Genomic DNA, 16,266 nt, shown 5'->3' on the forward strand with positions numbered 1-16,266 from the left:
AAGCATCTTTGCAAACAGATCCCAAGAAACATTTCGGGAACGATATCCTCCCGCCATTCGCTCCCGACCATCAACGGATGAGAGAGCGTCCATTCTGCGGCCCGATTTGCCGCGAACCATTTTGGAGGACCCATGAACAGGAAGTTTCTGGCATCCGCGCTTTCTCTGGCCCTCGTCGCCCTTTCTCCTCTGGCCGCGCATGCGGGCGGCGGACGGGCCTATCTCCCCTACCTGGGTGTCGTGTCGGGCACTTTTTACACGACGGTCACGGTCGCCAACGTCACGGACCGACCGGTGACCGTGACCGCCAAATTTTACGACAAGACCGGGACGCCGCTGACGACCGGTGTAACCACCTATGATCTGCCGGCCAGCGGTGAACTGGCGGGCAAGCGTTCTGCGACGTTCGCCATCAGCGGTTTGCCTGCCAACTACGGTTTCGGTGTGATTGACTGGACCAACCGGGCCGGTGAGGATGATCCGGTGGCGCTCGTGGCGCATGGGGTGCGGCAGACGACCGGAACCGGGGGTTCCACCGTCTCCGAATACGCAATCCCGGTCAATGGCGGGGTACCGTTCTAATCTGCCAGTTCGACGGGCGTGATCACTTGGTCCCGCCCGTCATCGGGCCACTGCGGGGGCATCGTTCCAAGGGGCCGGCCCGTTGGAGAACGGCGTCATGACCAGCAGGCGGATGAGCACCTGCTCGCGATGTGTCTGCCGAGGGCGCTGGGGAGAAGCGGCCAGCCAAGGCCGTGCGGTTCCTCCAACCCCTGCCCACATAAAAAAACCGCCGCTAACCCATTGGATTAGCGGCGAGTTGAACAGGGAGGCTTCACGTCTGGGAGACTTGAAAGATGTGTACCGGCGATGTCCCGCCTGCATTCCCCTGTTCTCCACAACCGTTTGAAATGAATATTGGTTCTCGGATGGCGCTTGTGCGATACAGGGGTGGAACGCGGCCGTGCATGTGGCTTTGATGTGCCACAGCCTGTGCCATGGAGCTTGTACCCAGGCAGGTTTGGACGAAACACATGCAGAGCAGCGATCTCCCGGTGGACGACGACACGATCTCCCCAGCCGGTAGCGATGGAGCGAACGGAACGAAAGCGTTGGCGTCGGTTGGGCTCCCTCGGAAGGAAAGGAAGACCAGCCTGACAGATCGCAAGCTGGATGATCTTGCGGCCAAGCATTTGGTCAGCCCCGTCGATATCACGGATTCCAAGGTGGCGGGGCTGGTCGCTCGGGTGTTTCCGAATGGGCGCCGGTCGTTCTACTTCAAATGGCGTCCGAAGCCGGAGGCCGGAGGAAGGCGTCGTTTCCGCTCAATGCGACTTGATGCGTCGAACGTAAACGAAGCTCGTCAGAAAGCAATGGAGGCGTCGGCGCAGGTTAGCATCGGTCGAGATCCCACCGTGACAAGCGCGGCATTTACCCCGATGTCCACGACCACCGTCGCCGAGGCGGTGAAGCAGTTCGTGGACCATCTTACCGGGATCGGCCGGAAACCGGCCTACGTGAAGAACGTGGAAGGCATGTTCCGCAATCACGTATTGCTGGTGCTTGGTCAGCACCGCTTGATCGATGTGACGCAGAAGGATCTGTCTGACCTGCTTGCGTCCCTCAAGAAGAAGGCTTCGGCCAAAGCGGACGGGCCTGTGGTCGAGCGCAGGTCATCGAAAGCACCGAACGGGCGCAACAGGCAGCATGATGGCACGAAGCGGCGGGTGTCGGTGATGCCGAACCGCGTCTACACCCAGATCAATAGCCTTCTCCGGTGGGCAACGGAAGAAGGGGTGTTGCCCTCTGGCGCCGCACCGCTGGTAAGGCGCCCGATTCCTGTCGAACCAAGCAAGGCTCGGCTTGATGCCGGGACCAAGCGCGTACTGCGGGCCGGGCATCTTGCGCGCATCTGGATTGCTGTTACTGACGAGCCGCCGCATGTGCGGAACTTGATTCGTCTGCTCCTGCTCCTGCCGCTCCGGCGGGAAGAGGTGACCGGCTTGCGTTGGGGCGAAGTGAACGGATTGGAAACCGGGTCGAATGTCGTCCAGTTCGATGTCACGGCGTTCACTGGGCCAAGGCTGGATATCCCGGCGGAGCGGATGAACGGAGGTAAGAGACCGCAGATGATGCCTCTGCCGCCGTCGGCGGTCGCGATGTTGGAAGAGATGAGGAAGTTCAAGGGCGTGGGCGGAGACTTCGTGTTTTCCGTCACCGCAGGGCGCACATCTTTCGCGGGTTGGCAATCTTTGATGGTGCGACTCCGGGAGCGGTGCAACGGCCTGCCGGAACACTGGAACATCCATGACTTCCGGACGGCATTCGCAACGGAGGTTGGTGATCGCCTGAACGCCGAACCGAGCATCGTCAGCCGCCTTCTGTCGCATGCTTTGGAGAACCAGCTTGGCGTGACGTGGCGGTATGACCAGAGCCGCCGGATTGAGCCGATGCTGGCTCTGCTGACACGGTGGCAGGATCTGATCCTTGAGGAGGTTGAGACTGAACTGCGACGTCGAAGACAAGAATCGGGCGGTTCAGTCGAGGCGAACATCTTGGGGCTTCGGTTAAGCGAATGATTTTGTGTTTCAGGGACGGAGGGTGATACAGTCCACTTGCGTTCCACCCCCAGCGACCCTCGCGGCCGCTGTGAGTCCTCCTCGGTTGGAAGACGAAGCTGCCGAATGGCGGCGGACAGGCCAGAAATGCTTTCGCTCCATTGGAGGATTGCGGCCGCAGACGCCGGAGCCGCGAGGCACCGAAACCCTGATGCGGTACATTGCCGCCGGGATTTGACATGAGCATGAACCAGACCATCCAAGCGGAGAGCGGATGGGTTGACAGTACTGAACTGAAGTTGCGTGGCATCGTGGCCAGCCGTACCACGCTCCACCGCTACCTCAACCGACCGATGTCAGAGAACCCGTTTCCACGCCCCCATCGGCACACCAAAACCGGTCGCCGGTATTGGCCCTATCATGAGGTGGCGGCGTGGCATGAACGCGAACTGGCGCGCAAGACCATCTCTCCCGATGTCGCGCCGCTGGTTCCAGATCGGGATCCCTCCGCGTGGCGTCCTGGTGGATCGCGTCGGTCCAGCGGGGATGTGGCGGCACACGTAGCAAGCCATTGACGTGCATTTCGGCATGGGGTGTTTCGAGCGCTCCATGCCCAGATCGGCGAATGATGTCTCGGACGGAGCGATCTCTCGTTGGTTTCTGATCTGGTGGATCAGATCACCACATGATGACCACATCTACATGTCAAGGAGGCGTCCACTCGCTCGCACGCTCGCTCGCGTCCACCTACAATTCACGCTTCGTCTTCGCGGAATGCTCGCGATGCTCGCATTCGCTCGACGTCGCGTGAATTGTCTTGCTTGGCATTCCGTTCAATCGAACTCTCCTGTCACCCTAGATTTATGTTGCATTTTATCCCCCCGCGCTGAACACACTCGTCATGGTTCAGCAGCGGGGGAGAATTTTGCACCCTGAGTTTGTCAGTTGTTCCATCAGCCGCGACCGCGTTTATGGCGGTGCTGGTGGTTTCCCGGTAACAGCGTGTGACGGCCCGCTCTCGGCACGTTCCAAGTTGTCGTGGAAGCTCGGGGCTGATCGGCCGGGCGGTCGGACCATGGAGATGGTGGACGCCGCTCGTCGGCCGGGGCCTTGCGCCTCGGTGAACGTTGTTGCCAAACGGTTATGCGATTGGATCGCAAGCTCATGCGCGCAGCGATGGAAGGACCACGCGCATGCGGATAGTTGTCAAAGCGAAGACAGAACTATCCTCTTGATTTCTTGCCTTTCGCGAAAATTGTTTCGCCAAGCGGCCGTTTCTTACCTCGGATGTCATGACCCGTGTAAGTCCGACTTGTCGGCTGTCCTGCCTCATACTCGCCGGTCCAAAAAACCCGGTCTGCGTTTTACCGCTGGGATGCGGTCATTTCCCATGGACACAAGTATTTATACTCGACCCTTCGCCAATTGGTCAATTTACTTCGCAGGGTCATTGGCCCGGCCAAGATCAGACGTGGGCGAGATCGTCTACCATTCGATGAACATACCCGACCTGCTCTGCTGATTGCAGCGCGCCGGGACGCGCGGCTCGGACGGCGGCGATGGCGTCATCGGCGTGCATTCCAAGGTCGATCAGAAGGCAGGCGGCACTCATCGCGCTGCGGCTCCGTCCGGCACGGCAGAAGAACAGCACCCGGCCGCCATGGCCCAAATGCCCCCGGGCGCGCTCCGCGATGTGGGACCATTGCGGGTCGTCGTCCTCGGGGACGCCGCCGTCGGAGATCGGCCGCCAAAGGAAGTCGATCCCCGCCCGTTCTGCCAAATTTGGTATACAGCCCACGCCAAGGCATCGGACCTCGCGGGCCTCCAAAAGGCCAATTGCCATGGTTGCACCCCATTGAGTGATATGCGCCAGATCCAGGTCGATATTCCGGTTCCAGCCGCCGTTGACGGGGTCGGCATCCTTGCGGCCTGGGCACATCGAAAAACCGACGGCGCCCCCATTCGGTACGACAACTGTCGCGATTTCCAGTGGATGAGACGTGCTGGTGCGCGGCGTGACGATCATCGATCAACCTTCTGATTGCAGGTCATGCCGACAGCAGAATGGCGTGCCGCTCGCTCCATGCCTTGGTGATCCCGCACGCAAGCGGCTGGATCGGCCGCATTCCCGGCTCGCGGTGCAGCAGCACGTAAATCCAGGCGCGCAGGGTGCTCCGTTCGCCGACGGAGACCTCCGTCGCCTCGCGCTTGTACAGGATGCCTTCCCCTTCGAGCAGGTCGAGTTCGGACAGCGTGTCGCGGTCGACGCCATACACCTCGCCGGTAACGTGGAACCGACCCGGCTGTGTTACCGCCGGGAAGGCGCCGAGCGACCACAGATCGAAGCTGCGCGCCGTCGTGGCCCCGCCCAGGAAGGTCGCTTCCTCAAGGAAATGGTGGTTGTGGAAGCCCCGCTTCAACGAGCCGTAGACGAACACCCGTTCAATCTGAGCGGTCATGCTGGTTCTCCGTCGGAAGGCTTCCCGTTCACCGCGCCGTCGCCACCCTCGGAGGGCCGAATTCCGTGCAGTTCCAGATACTCGTCAAAGCGCCGATGGGCGATGAGCGACACGAGGTAGTGCGCGCCGAAACTGTCACCAAACCGGGGGCCGCGCTCACGGCGAAACTCGGCGAGCGTATCGCGCATGAACTGATCGAGGACCGGACGATGAGCCTCCTTCACCCCCTCGAACTCCCGTCGCCGCATCACCGCTCGCGCCCGCGCGATCTCGGTCTGCTCATCGAGCAATGGGAGAACACCCCGCCGAAGATCGTTGCGAGCCTTAACCGCCTGCTCGATCCGGTCGTCGGGGTCCGATGCCTTTGGTGAAGAGGGGGGATGTTGAAGCGGACCGGAAGGTGTCATGGCGGAGAGTGTACCATATCGCGCCTAATCCTTCAATATTCGCCGGGATAGACATCCGGTGATCGCGCTGTATCGCTTCAACGTCAAAACAGAGAATGCGTCTCCGCGTGGTTACAGTTCATCGACAAGCAGCCGGTGTGGCGTCAAGCACTGCGAGGAGGGGAAATCGGCGACGAAAGTGTTGCGCATCCTCTTCACGCTCGAAGCGGAAGCGGCGGCCGACGTCCTCCCCACGGACACGCTGGAGCGGTTCGACGTGCCATTCGGCGTCGATGAACTTCCGGCACCAGCCCACCCGTGCGCCATGCGCTCGCGCGAAAGGGTGTCCCATCGCGTCGAAGGACAGGCCGATCTGATCGACGGTGTGCGGCGTTGCCTGCCGCTCCCGGTCGCTGACGAACCCCCAACGGAGGCCATGTCGGGTGGCGATGCGGCGGGTGATGTCGGAAAGGGTCATGGGTGGCGTCCTGGCGGCTGTTTCCGGTATTTAGCCAAGCGCGCCCTGCACTCCGCCGCCATAGGTTGGCGCATACAGCCCATCCCCCGGATCAAGCGGCCATGCCGAGGCGCGTCGCGACGACCGTGGCGCGAATTGCACCAGCCGGTTGCACTTGCTCTTGCAGTTCCGACGGTGGCATGCTCCAGCCGCAATTTTTGGCTAATCCGGTGGCAGGGGTATGAGCGAAGCGTTTTTCGAGCGGCCGATCCTGAACTCGCCCTATGCCTACCCCGCCCGCCACTGGGAACTGGACGCCGACGGCCAGCCGACGAACCGGATCGTCGAGCATCGCCGCCGCTCGGAACTCATCAGCCCGATCCCGAAGACCAAGAAGCGTCGCAGCCCGACCCAGGCGAACCTCGACCTCGACCACACGGCCAACCTGACCCATGACGGGCAGGAGTACAATCCAACCCCCTACATCAACAAGATCCGCAACGAGGTCGAATCCTGGCGGCGGCTGCCCAACCCCAACGACTGGGGCGTGACGCCGGAAACCGCCCGCCTGCTCCAGCATTGGCGCCACCATCCGTTTCAGGGCGTCCGTCCCTTCTTCTGCCAGATCGAGGCGGTTGAAACCGCGATCTGGTTGACCGAGGTCGCCCCGCAGCGCGGCGAGATTTGGCAGCACATCAAGCGTGCCAACCAGCAGGCCAACCCGGAACTGCTGCGTATGGCGCTGAAGCTCGCCACCGGCGCGGGCAAGACCACCGTCATGGCGATGCTGATCGCGTGGCAGACGGTCAACGCCGTCCGGCACCCGAACGCCAAGTCCTTCTCGCGCGGCTTCCTGATCGTGGCGCCCGGCATCACCATTCGTGACCGGCTGCGCGTGCTGCTCCCCAACGACCCCGAGAGCTACTACCGCAACCGCGAGATCGTTCCGGGCGACATGCTCGCCGACATCGAGCGGGCCAAGATCGTCATCACGAACTACCACGCCTTCAAGCGGCGCGAGCGCATGGAGGTTTCGAAGGTCGGGCGCGCGCTGCTCAAGGGGCGTGGCCCTGATCTGGACACGCTGGAAACCGAAGGCCAGATGCTCCAGCGCGTGATGCCGGACCTGATGGGCCTGAAAAGCATCGTCGTGCTGAACGACGAGGCCCACCACTGCTACCGCGAGAAGCCCCCCGAACAGGGCGGCACCGATGGCGTCGCCGACCTGAAAGGCGACGAGAAGGACGAGGCCAAGCGCAACAACGAGGCCGCCCGCCTGTGGATCTCCGGGCTGGAGACGGTCAAGCGCAAGCTGGGCCTGCGCGCCGTCTACGACCTGTCGGCCACGCCCTTCTTCCTGAACGGCTCCGGCTACGCCGAGGGAACCCTGTTCCCGTGGACGGTCAGCGACTTCTCGCTGATGGACGCCATCGAGTGCGGCATCGTCAAGCTGCCCCGCGTGCCGGTGGCCGACAACATCCCCGGCGCCGACGTGCCGAAGTTCCGCGACCTGTGGACCCACATCGGCAAGCGCATGCCCAAGGCCGGGCGCGGTGCTGGCAAGACGCTCGACCCGCTGGCGATCCCGGTGGAGCTTCAGACCGCGCTGGAGGCGCTCTACGGCCATTACGCCAAGACCTTCGACCTGTGGGAGCAGGCGGGGATCGGCGTGCCGCCGGTCTTCATCGTCGTCTGCAACAACACCGCCACATCGAAGCTGGTGCATGACTACATCTCCGGCTTCCACCGTCCCAACCCCGACGGCTCGGCGACGCTGGAGAACGGGCGCCTGCCCCTGTTCCGCAATTTCGACGAGTTCGGCAACCGGCTGGCCCGGCCGCGCACCCTGCTGATCGACAGCGAACAGTTGGAGTCCGGCGAGGCGCTTGACAAGGATTTCCGCGCCTTGGCGGGCGACGAGATCGAGCGGTTCCGCCGCGAGATTGTCGAGCGCACCGGCGACATCCGCAAGGGCGAGGCGATCACCGACCAAGACCTTCTGCGCGAGGTGATGAACACCGTCGGCAAGAAGGGCAAGCTCGGCGAGTCGATCCGCTGCGTCGTCTCCGTCTCCATGCTGACGGAAGGATGGGACACCAACACCGTCACCCATGTGCTGGGCGTCCGCGCGTTCGGCACGCAGTTGCTCTGCGAACAGGTGGTCGGCCGCGCCCTGCGGCGCCAGTCCTACGACCTGAACGGCGAAGGGCTGTTCAACGTCGAATATGCCGACGTGCTGGGCGTGCCGTTCAATTTCAACGCCAAGCCGGTCATCGCCCCGCCCGCCAAGCCGCGCGAGACGGTGACGGTCCAGGCGGTCCGCCCCGACCGCGACGCGCTGGAAATCACCTTCCCCCGCGTCGAGGGCTACCGCGTCGAACTGCCGGAGGAGCGGCTGACCGCCGCCTTCGGCCCGGACTCGGTGCTCGACCTCAACCCCGATCTGGTCGGCCCGTCCGTCACCCAGAACCGGGGCATCATCGGCGAGGGCGTGGACCTGACCGTCGCCCATCTGGAGGACATGCGCCAGTCCACCATCCTTTTCCATCTGGCCCGCCATCTGCTGTTCCAGAAGTTCCGCGATCCGGGCGCGGAGCCGAAGCTCCACCTGTTCGGCCAGTTGAAGCGGATCACCAAGCAATGGCTTGACGGCGGCTATCTGCGCTGCACCGGCGGCACCTACCCGGCGCAGGTGATCTACCGGGAGATCGCCGACATGGCGGCGGAGCGCATCACCGCCGCCATCACGCTGGCGCATGTCGGCGACCGGCCGGTCAAGGCGGTGCTCGACAGCTACAACCCCAAAGGCTCCACCGCCTTCGTCAGCTTCACCACGTCGAAGACCACGCGCTGGCAGACCGACCCGCGCAAATGCCACATCAATTGGGTGGTCTGCGACAGTGATTGGGAGGCGGAACTGTGCCGGGTGGTGGAAGCCCATCCGCGCGTCCTGTCCTATGTGAAGAACCACGTCCTGGGCTTCGAGGTGCCGTATCGCCACGGCTCCACCCCGCGCCGCTACCTACCGGACTTCATCGTCCGCATCGACGACGGGCGCGGCGCGCAAGATCCGCTGAACCTGATCGTCGAGGTCAAGGGCTATCGCGGCGAGGACGCCAAGGACAAGGCGGACACCATGCGCGCCTATTGGGTGCCGGGGGTGAACAACCTGGGCAGCTTCGGCCGCTGGGCCTTCGTCGAGTTCACCGCCGTCTATGAGATGGAAACAGCGTTCGCGGCGCTGGTGGATGGCTTTATTTCCGAGACCGTGGTGTAAAGGTTAAAATAATGTCCTACGAGGCCATTTTTGCGCTGGGTTCGGTTATTGTTGCCCTCATTGCTGCTGGGTTTGTCGCCTGGGACAGGATCACGGCACGGCCGGTCGAGCGCCTTACGCTTCAGGTCGAATATTTTAATGGTCTTAGGGCGTGGGCGGACAGTTGTTGCGACGTGCTTACCGAAGCCTGCCACCTGTCCTATCTTGATCCGACAAGGTGTGATGGAGAGAGCTTCTTTGTGCAGCGCCAACGGATTCTTGTTGCCCTGTCATCCTTGATCGACCGTGGACGGTGGTACTTTCCGAACTACAAGGTCGAGTATGGACAGCACAAGGAAGCCGCGTACCGTGGTCATCGGCACGAAATTCTCGATAGCTTGGTTGCTGCCTATAAGAGCGTTCGCCAACTCAATTACACGGAGCGGGGCGAGAATGCAGCCATTTGCAAGAAAATCTTGCAGGGAAAGCGGGTATTCATCGGCAATGTCCAGGATGTTCTTGCCCCGAACGATCAAAAAGATGAGTTTTTGAAGATCATGAAGAAAAAGAAGAACGGGGAAGGGAAAAGATGATGTGAGGCGGTAGTCTTGCTGAAATCCCCATTTTTCAATCTTCAGTTCAAGTGAGTGAGACCGGGCATGGCCGAAAAGAAGATCGAGACCATCCGTCATACCGACGCCAAGCGGCGGCTGATCCCGACGGCGGAGTTGCAGTCGGTGATGGACGAGGCCGACAAGGCGCCCGTGCGCGTCGCCTATGAACGGCGCAACCGCGATCTCGATCCGCAACTGGTGTGGCGCGGCAAGGATGACCAGGATTGGTCGGACCTGATCGTCCAGGCCCCGCCGCTCTACATCCAGGAGAAGGTCCACCCGAAGGTTCTGATCGAGGAACTGAAGCGTGAAACCCGCGCGCGGGCCGACGCCAACAAGCCCAAGGGCAGCAATTTCGACCTGTTCGCCGATTTCAACGGCCTGCCCGCCAAGGATGTGGCGACCGAGTTCTACCGCCACGACTCCAACTGGACCAACCGGATGGTGCTGGGCGACAGCCTTGCCGTGATGGCGAGCCTCGCGGAGCGCGAGGGGTTGCGCGGCAAGGTCCAGTGCATCTATTTCGACCCGCCCTATGGCATCAAGTTCAACAGCAATTTCCAGTGGTCCACCACCAGCCGCGACGTGAAGGACGGCAACAGGGACCACATCACCCGCGAGTCGGAGCAGGTGCGCGCCTTCCGCGACACATGGCGCGACGGCATCCACTCCTACCTGACCTATCTGCGCGACCGCCTGACCGTCGCCCGCGACCTGCTGACCGACAGCGGGTCGATCTTCGTCCAGATCGGCGATGCCAACATTCATCGTGTCCGTGCATTGCTCGATGAAATTTTTGGAGAAGAAAACTTCATATCGGAGATTACATTTCAAAAAACGGGCGGCCAGACGAGTGAGTTTCTATCTTCAGTCCAAGATTACGTTCTTTGGTATGGTAAAAATAAAGAAATAACGAAATACAGACAACCATTCCAATCGAAAGAGTTGGGAATTGGCCACGGATCCGGTGCCAGGTATGATCAAACAGACGAATTCGGCCGAGTTTACCAGTTAACCAGTCTGACATCTTCGCGTCCGCCTGGGAGCTTCCCCGTTTCGTACAATGGGCGTAATTTTCTACCCAGTGGTGGTTATTGGAAGACGGGCGAGGAGGGGTTCCGGCTGCTTACGCGAGCCGGGCGAGTGCGTTTGGCCGGTCGTACTTTGAGGTACGTAAGATATATCGACGACTTTCCAGCTTATGAAATCACGAATATTTGGACTGATACCGCAGGAAGTCCAGGAAAAGTATATGTTGTTCAGACGAGTCCCGCTGTTGCGCAGCGCTGCATCCTGATGACCACCGACCCCGGCGACCTCGTGCTCGATCCCACCTGCGGGTCGGGGACGACGGCCTATGTCGCCGAGCAATGGGGGCGGCGGTGGATCACCATCGACACCTCGCGGGTGGCGCTGGCGCTGGCCCGCGCCCGCATCATGGGCGCGCGCTATCCCTATTACCTGCTGGCCGACAGCCGCGAGGGCCAGATCAGGGAAGGCGAGATCACCCGCACCCCGCCCAAGGACGCCCCCACGCGCGGCGACATCCGCCTGGGCTTCGTCTATGAACGGGTGCCCCACATCACCCTGAAATCCATCGCCAACAACGCCGAGATCGACGTGATCTGGGAGGAGGCGCAGAAGGCCCTGGAGCCGCTGCGCGCCCAACTGAACGCGGCGCTCGGCACCGGCTGGGAGGAATGGCAGATCCCCCGCGCGGCGGAGGAGGGCTGGCCGCAGGCGGCCAAGGCGCTCCACGCAGACTGGTGGACGCTGCGCATCAAGCGCCAGCGCGACATCGACGCCTCGATCTCCGCCAAGGCGGAGTTCGAGTATCTCTACGACAAGCCCTATGTCGACAAGGACAAGGTCCGCGTCGCCGGTCCCTTCACGGTGGAAAGCCTGTCGCCGCACCGCGTGCTGGCGGTGGACGAGGACGACGAACTGATCGACCTGCTCGACGCGGCCGAGGGCAAGCGCAAGCCGTCCGACCTCGCACCGGACGACTTTGCGGCGATGATCCTCGACAATCTGCGGGCCGCCGGGGTGCAGCAGGCGCACAAGCAGGACCGCATCGCCTTCACCGCGCTGACCCCCTGGCCGGGTGACTTCATCGCCGCCGAAGGGCGCTACATGGAGGGCGAGCGCGAACGCCGCGCGGGCATCCTGATCGGGCCGGAGTTCGGCACGGTGGCGCGCGCCGATCTGGTGGCGGCTGCGCGCGAGGCGGGCGACGCCGGGTTCGACGTGGTGGTGGCCTGCGCCTTCAACTACGACGCCCAATCCGCCGATTTCGAGAAGTTGGGCCGCATCCCGGTGCTGAAGGCGCGGATGAATCCCGACCTGCATATGGGCGGCGACCTGAAGACGACCGGGTCGGGCAACCTGTTCGTGGTGTTCGGCGAACCCGACCTCGACATCCTGAAGGACGCCGACGGCCGCCTGCGGGTGAGGATCAAGGGCATCGACGTCTTCCACCCCTCCACCGGCGAGATCGAATCGGGCGGCCCCGACACCATCGCCGTCTGGTTCATCGACACCGATTACAATGAGGAGAGCTTCTTCGTCCGCCACGCCTATTTCCTGGGCGCGTCCGACCCGTACAAGTCCCTGCGCACGACCCTGAAGGCGGAGATCGACGCCGAAGCCTGGGCGTCCCTGAACAGCGACACCAGCCGCCCCTTCGACAAACCGTCGTCCGGCCGCATCGCGGTAAAGGTTATCAACCATCTCGGCGACGAGGTGATGAAGGTGTTTTCGGTGGAGTGATCAGACATGTCTTCTTCTTTTCACGCATTGGATGTTGGACCCGGCGAGGCATTTCTTCTTCGTACGGATCACGGGGGCAAGACCTGGAATATTTTATTCGATGCCGGATATACTAAAGAAAAGGTCGGCGCGCGCTCCGTTGTCGCCTCGTTGGCAAAGAACATTAATGAGATTGGAAAATTTGACCTTATAGATGTCGCGATTTGCAGCCATAAGGACGGCGATCACTCTGGAGGATTTTCGCATCTTATCGAGTCTTGGTGCGGCGCCGGAAAGAAAATTGGTGAAGTTTGGCTTCCGGGAAAATGGGCCGCCGCGTTCCCGGAAGTGGTCACGAAGCCACTTAAATTTCTATCGACCATAAGAGATGGATCGATCTCTCTCGCCGAGCATATCGTAAGTGATCTTGAAGAATATTCTGATAGAGTCTCTGCTGACATATACGAGAAGTTTGATAAAAGCAGAATATTAGAAAAGTATATTGAAGTGATGCTCCGTGGAGAAGCTGAGAGAGGGCTTGCTTCTAAAGCATTTGGGATAAGTGCCGAAGAGGCTGAGTCTATTTCTTCCAGGGATGACGAAGATGATGTCGTCGATGATATATATAAAATTGTGGAAGAAAAATTGTATGGTGATTATGATTTTCTGCTGTGGGAGAAGCTTCTTGGCAGAAAAATTACCGCAATAGTTGCAACAAAAATATTGCGTTCTGTCATAGATACGGCTGAAGAGATAAGAAAGATAGCTACTCTATGCCTGAAAAATGATATCAAGGTGAGGTGGTTCGATTTTGGTCTCTATGAGAAAACCAAAAATCCGAGCTTTGGGTATAAAGGATTTCTCAATCCTGTGAATGCAGTTGAGGTCACGAGTCCGCCAAGAGGGGTGGCGCCTGTCGATGTCGTTTACTGCCTATATTTATCTGAATACAATGTTGAGTCTCTGGTTGTTCATCGTGTTGAAACTGAACGTGAACCGGGAGTGCTCTTTCTTGCCGACTCTCGCCTAGCGTTTGGCGAGAAGGCTCCTTCCGGCGATTTCGACCCGCCGGAGGCATTGGGCAAGCGAAGATACTTGGTTACAGCGCCTCATCATGGCTCCTCAACGAACGATCATGCCTATACGGTTCTTGATGGTTGGAAACTTGATGATGTCGTGTTTGTCAGAAATGGTGGGCACCACAAAACAAAACTGAACCAATTCAAAAAAATAGAGAACAGAACTTGCGCGTACTGCAATCAGTGCAAAAGAAAGGCTCGGCTCTTGACTGTGAAAACTGATAGAACAGGGAATTGGAATTGGAAGCTCGGGACATCTGTTCCGCTTTGTCATATGGAAACAAAAACGGCTGAAAAACCAAAGCGAGAAAAGAAAAAAGACTAGGGTGCCCGAGTGAAAGTGCCACTGTCCTCGCTCCGTAACGCGATTCCGTCATGGACTTCCGCGCTGCGATCCCCTTCACCGACTTTCCGGCGCGGCTGACGGCGGCCGATGGCATCCATTGCCCCGTCCGCTCGGCCCGCATTGACGCGGCGTTTGCCGATCACCCCGACAGCCTTGGGGAAACGCCGTGACCAAGCCACGCAACGGAGGCAATCTCAACCTGCCCGAGCAGGAGGTAACCGTCAGGCTTCTTGCCGCGCGCATCGTTGGCCGGGACGGCTGGCATCTGGAGGAAAGCACCCAGGACGCGGACGGCTTCCGGGAGGCGCTGGCGCAACGCGGCATGGCGGTTGCCGAACTGGTCGAAATCGAGCACTGGACGCTCCGCGTTCCGGCGGATGAACCGTTCACGCCAAGCAATCGTTTCCACGACACCGCCTATCGCGCGGGCTGGGGGTATGACGCCGGGGCGGATTGCTGGCATGCATCTCATGAACGCGACCGGCGCTTTCCCGGCCCGACCCTCAACGTGGACCGGCTGGACGTGACCTATGCGCTGCCCGATGTCGGCTGGATCGACACGACGATCCGCGCCGGGGAGCGCGTCATCGAGTTCTCGATGAGCGAGGTCTTCGATCCCATTCCCGCCCTTCTCAACTGGTTGGAGCGGTTGGCCGGGGGCAGCTTTGGCCGCATCTCCATGGATGTCGAAGGCTGGTATGTGGATTTCCACTGCTTCGCGGAGGGCGACCGCGTCCGCTTCGTGGTGGAAGAGGGGTGGGACGGCCGGTCGATGGCGCTGGACATCCGCATCGACCGAATCGCCCTGCTGGCGGGCCTATATTGCCCCCTGGTGGCACTGTGGGAGAGCGATGCGTTCGCCCGCGCCTACATGCATTGGGACTTCGCCTCGGTCGAACGCGATACCTTGGATCCGGCTTGGGAACGTCGGACGGACGACGATGACCCGGAACGCTTGACTCCCATACCGATCCGCTCCCCCCGCATCGACGCCGTGCTGCGGGCGGCGGGATGGAACTGGTGACGTGACCGGCAAGAAACGCCATATCCGGTTCCCTGGCGGCGAAAGGCCGCGAGGACTAAACCAAAAGGAGTGCAAGGCGCAGGTGAAATGTCTTATTTTGATGGTCTGCGGTTATCCGTGAGTTTGAACAGGATGCTTGGACAAGCAAGGTTATGACCGAGGCGTTTATCAGTCCCGACGTGCTGCGGTGGGCGAGGAAGCGGGCGTCCGCTTCCACGGACGCGCTCGCCTTGGCGCTGAAGACCGATATCGCCAAGGTGATCGCCTGGGAGGAGGGGACGGCGCGTCCCACCTTCCGGCAAGCCGAGAGGATCGCCGCCTTCTTCCACATCCCCTTCGGCTATCTCTTCCTGCCGGAGCCGCCGCAGGAGCGGCTTCCCATTCCCGACCTGCGCAGGCAGGACGGCGCGCCCCGCGACGGGTTCAGCCCGGACGTGATGGACCTGTTGCGCGACGTGATGTTCCAGCACGACTGGTATCGCGAGTTCCTGCGCGACCATGGTGCCGAACCACGGTCCTTCGTCGGCCGATTCGACATGCGGACGCCGGTCGAAGCCGTGGCGGCGGATATCCGGGCGGTGATTGGCCTCGCTGCCGACCAGCCGGTCAACGGCGGTTGGGAACAGCATCTCACATCGCTGTTCGAGCGGTGCGAGGAGGCGGGCATCTGGGTGATGCGCAGCGGTTATGTCGGCTCCAACACCCATCGTACCCTGAGCGTCTCGGAGTTCCGGGGCTTCGCCATCGCCGACAGGATCGCTCCGTTGATCTTCATCAACGGCCGCGACGCGAAAGCCGCCCAGTTCTTCACGCTTGCCCACGAACTGGCGCATCTCTGGCTTGGCGCCAGCGGTGTGTCCGACCCGTTCTCGATCCGTGACGGTGAGGGCCGCGACGATCAGGGATCGGTGGATGTCGAGCGCCGGTGCAACGCCATTGCCGCCGAGGTGCTGGTGCCGCGCGCCCAGTTCCTCGCCGCATGGACCGACCGGCTCGGTCTGGAGCGCAACGCCGACCTGCTGGCCTACCGCTTCAAGGTCAGCCGGGTGGTGATCGCCCGGCGCGCCCTCGATTTCGGAAAGATCGGCCGGGACGAGTATGGCGCGTTCTTCGACCGGGAACGGCAGGCGTGGCAAATCGAAGCGCGGTCGGAACGCGAATCGCCCGGCGGCGACTTCTACCGCGTGTCCCGCGTCAGGAATGGCAAGCGCTTCACGCGTGCCGTCGTGAACAGCGCGATGAGCGGGAACCTCCTGTTCAGCGATGCGGGCGCGCTGCTGCACATGAAGCCGACCGTCGTTCGCAAGATGTATGAAAGATTACAGCCGGAGCCGTGACC

14 protein-coding genes are annotated in these 16,266 nt (G+C 61.3%); 11 read left to right on the plus strand and 3 right to left on the minus strand.

The window, feature by feature from the left end; all coding sequences use genetic code 11:
- The first annotated feature begins 132 nt into the window (after positions 1 to 132).
- From AZL_RS01185 to AZL_RS35190, 3 genes are all read left to right on the plus strand, one after another.
- Entirely contained in the window at positions 133 to 582 is a 450-nt protein-coding gene (locus tag AZL_RS01185; protein ID WP_012972846.1) for a hypothetical protein, read from the plus strand.
- A 452-nt stretch (positions 583 to 1,034) separates the two neighbouring features.
- A complete protein-coding gene (locus AZL_RS01190; RefSeq protein WP_158305952.1) occupies positions 1,035 to 2,579 on the plus strand; it encodes a tyrosine-type recombinase/integrase in 1,545 nt (514 codons plus the stop codon).
- Between the two features lie 224 nt (positions 2,580 to 2,803).
- Complete coding sequence (locus AZL_RS35190; RefSeq protein WP_148219153.1) at positions 2,804 to 3,133, plus strand: hypothetical protein; 330 nt, start codon at positions 2,804 to 2,806, stop codon at positions 3,131 to 3,133.
- An 890-nt stretch (positions 3,134 to 4,023) separates the two neighbouring features.
- Here the strand turns inward: AZL_RS35190 and AZL_RS01195 are convergent.
- Both AZL_RS01195 and AZL_RS01200 read right to left on the minus strand, forming a co-directional pair.
- Entirely contained in the window at positions 4,024 to 4,584 is a 561-nt protein-coding gene (locus AZL_RS01195; RefSeq protein ID WP_012972848.1) for a dual specificity protein phosphatase family protein, read from the minus strand.
- A gap of 22 nt (positions 4,585 to 4,606) precedes the next feature.
- Positions 4,607 to 5,017, minus strand: a complete 411-nt coding sequence (locus AZL_RS01200) for a gamma-glutamylcyclotransferase family protein (protein ID WP_012972849.1) — start codon at positions 5,015 to 5,017, stop codon at positions 4,607 to 4,609.
- Positions 5,018 to 5,082: 65 nt separating this feature from the next.
- On the opposite strand from AZL_RS01200, the gene AZL_RS35195 reads away from it, so the two are divergent.
- A complete protein-coding gene (locus AZL_RS35195; RefSeq protein WP_148219154.1) occupies positions 5,083 to 5,388 on the plus strand; it encodes a hypothetical protein in 306 nt (101 codons plus the stop codon).
- A 154-nt stretch (positions 5,389 to 5,542) separates the two neighbouring features.
- Here the strand turns inward: AZL_RS35195 and AZL_RS01210 are convergent, their stop codons facing one another.
- Entirely contained in the window at positions 5,543 to 5,881 is a 339-nt protein-coding gene (locus AZL_RS01210; RefSeq protein ID WP_042442302.1) for a hypothetical protein, read from the minus strand.
- A 220-nt stretch (positions 5,882 to 6,101) separates the two neighbouring features.
- On the opposite strand from AZL_RS01210, the gene AZL_RS01215 reads away from it, so the two are divergent.
- The 7 genes from AZL_RS01215 to AZL_RS01235 all read left to right on the plus strand — a co-directional run bounded on the left by AZL_RS01215 (position 6,102) and on the right by AZL_RS01235 (position 16,264).
- A complete protein-coding gene (locus AZL_RS01215) occupies positions 6,102 to 9,137 on the plus strand; it encodes a BPTD_3080 family restriction endonuclease (RefSeq protein ID WP_012972851.1) in 3,036 nt (1,011 codons plus the stop codon).
- 11 nt (positions 9,138 to 9,148) lie between these two features.
- Positions 9,149 to 9,709, plus strand: coding sequence for a hypothetical protein (locus AZL_RS01220; protein WP_012972852.1), 561 nt, complete (start codon positions 9,149 to 9,151; stop codon positions 9,707 to 9,709).
- Positions 9,710 to 9,775: 66 nt separating this feature from the next.
- A complete protein-coding gene (locus AZL_RS01225; protein WP_042442304.1) occupies positions 9,776 to 12,499 on the plus strand; it encodes a site-specific DNA-methyltransferase in 2,724 nt (907 codons plus the stop codon).
- A 6-nt stretch (positions 12,500 to 12,505) separates the two neighbouring features.
- Entirely contained in the window at positions 12,506 to 13,882 is a 1,377-nt protein-coding gene (locus AZL_RS35200) for a hypothetical protein (protein WP_012972854.1), read from the plus strand.
- A 50-nt stretch (positions 13,883 to 13,932) separates the two neighbouring features.
- A complete protein-coding gene (locus AZL_RS36185) occupies positions 13,933 to 14,073 on the plus strand; it encodes a hypothetical protein (protein ID WP_158305953.1) in 141 nt (46 codons plus the stop codon).
- Positions 14,070 to 14,927 (plus strand): hypothetical protein, encoded by an 858-nt coding sequence (locus AZL_RS01230; RefSeq protein WP_012972855.1) that lies wholly within the window; start codon positions 14,070 to 14,072, stop codon positions 14,925 to 14,927. The genes AZL_RS36185 and AZL_RS01230 overlap by 4 nt, the downstream gene beginning before the upstream one ends.
- Positions 14,928 to 15,079: 152 nt before the next feature.
- Positions 15,080 to 16,264: an XRE family transcriptional regulator gene (locus tag AZL_RS01235; RefSeq protein ID WP_012972856.1), complete on the plus strand. Its 1,185-nt coding sequence runs from the start codon at positions 15,080 to 15,082 to the stop codon at positions 16,262 to 16,264.
- Positions 16,265 to 16,266 lie beyond the last annotated feature (2 nt).

This window comes from Azospirillum sp. B510 (assembly GCF_000010725.1).
In the GTDB taxonomy this organism is placed as follows: domain Bacteria; phylum Pseudomonadota; class Alphaproteobacteria; order Azospirillales; family Azospirillaceae; genus Azospirillum; species Azospirillum lipoferum_B.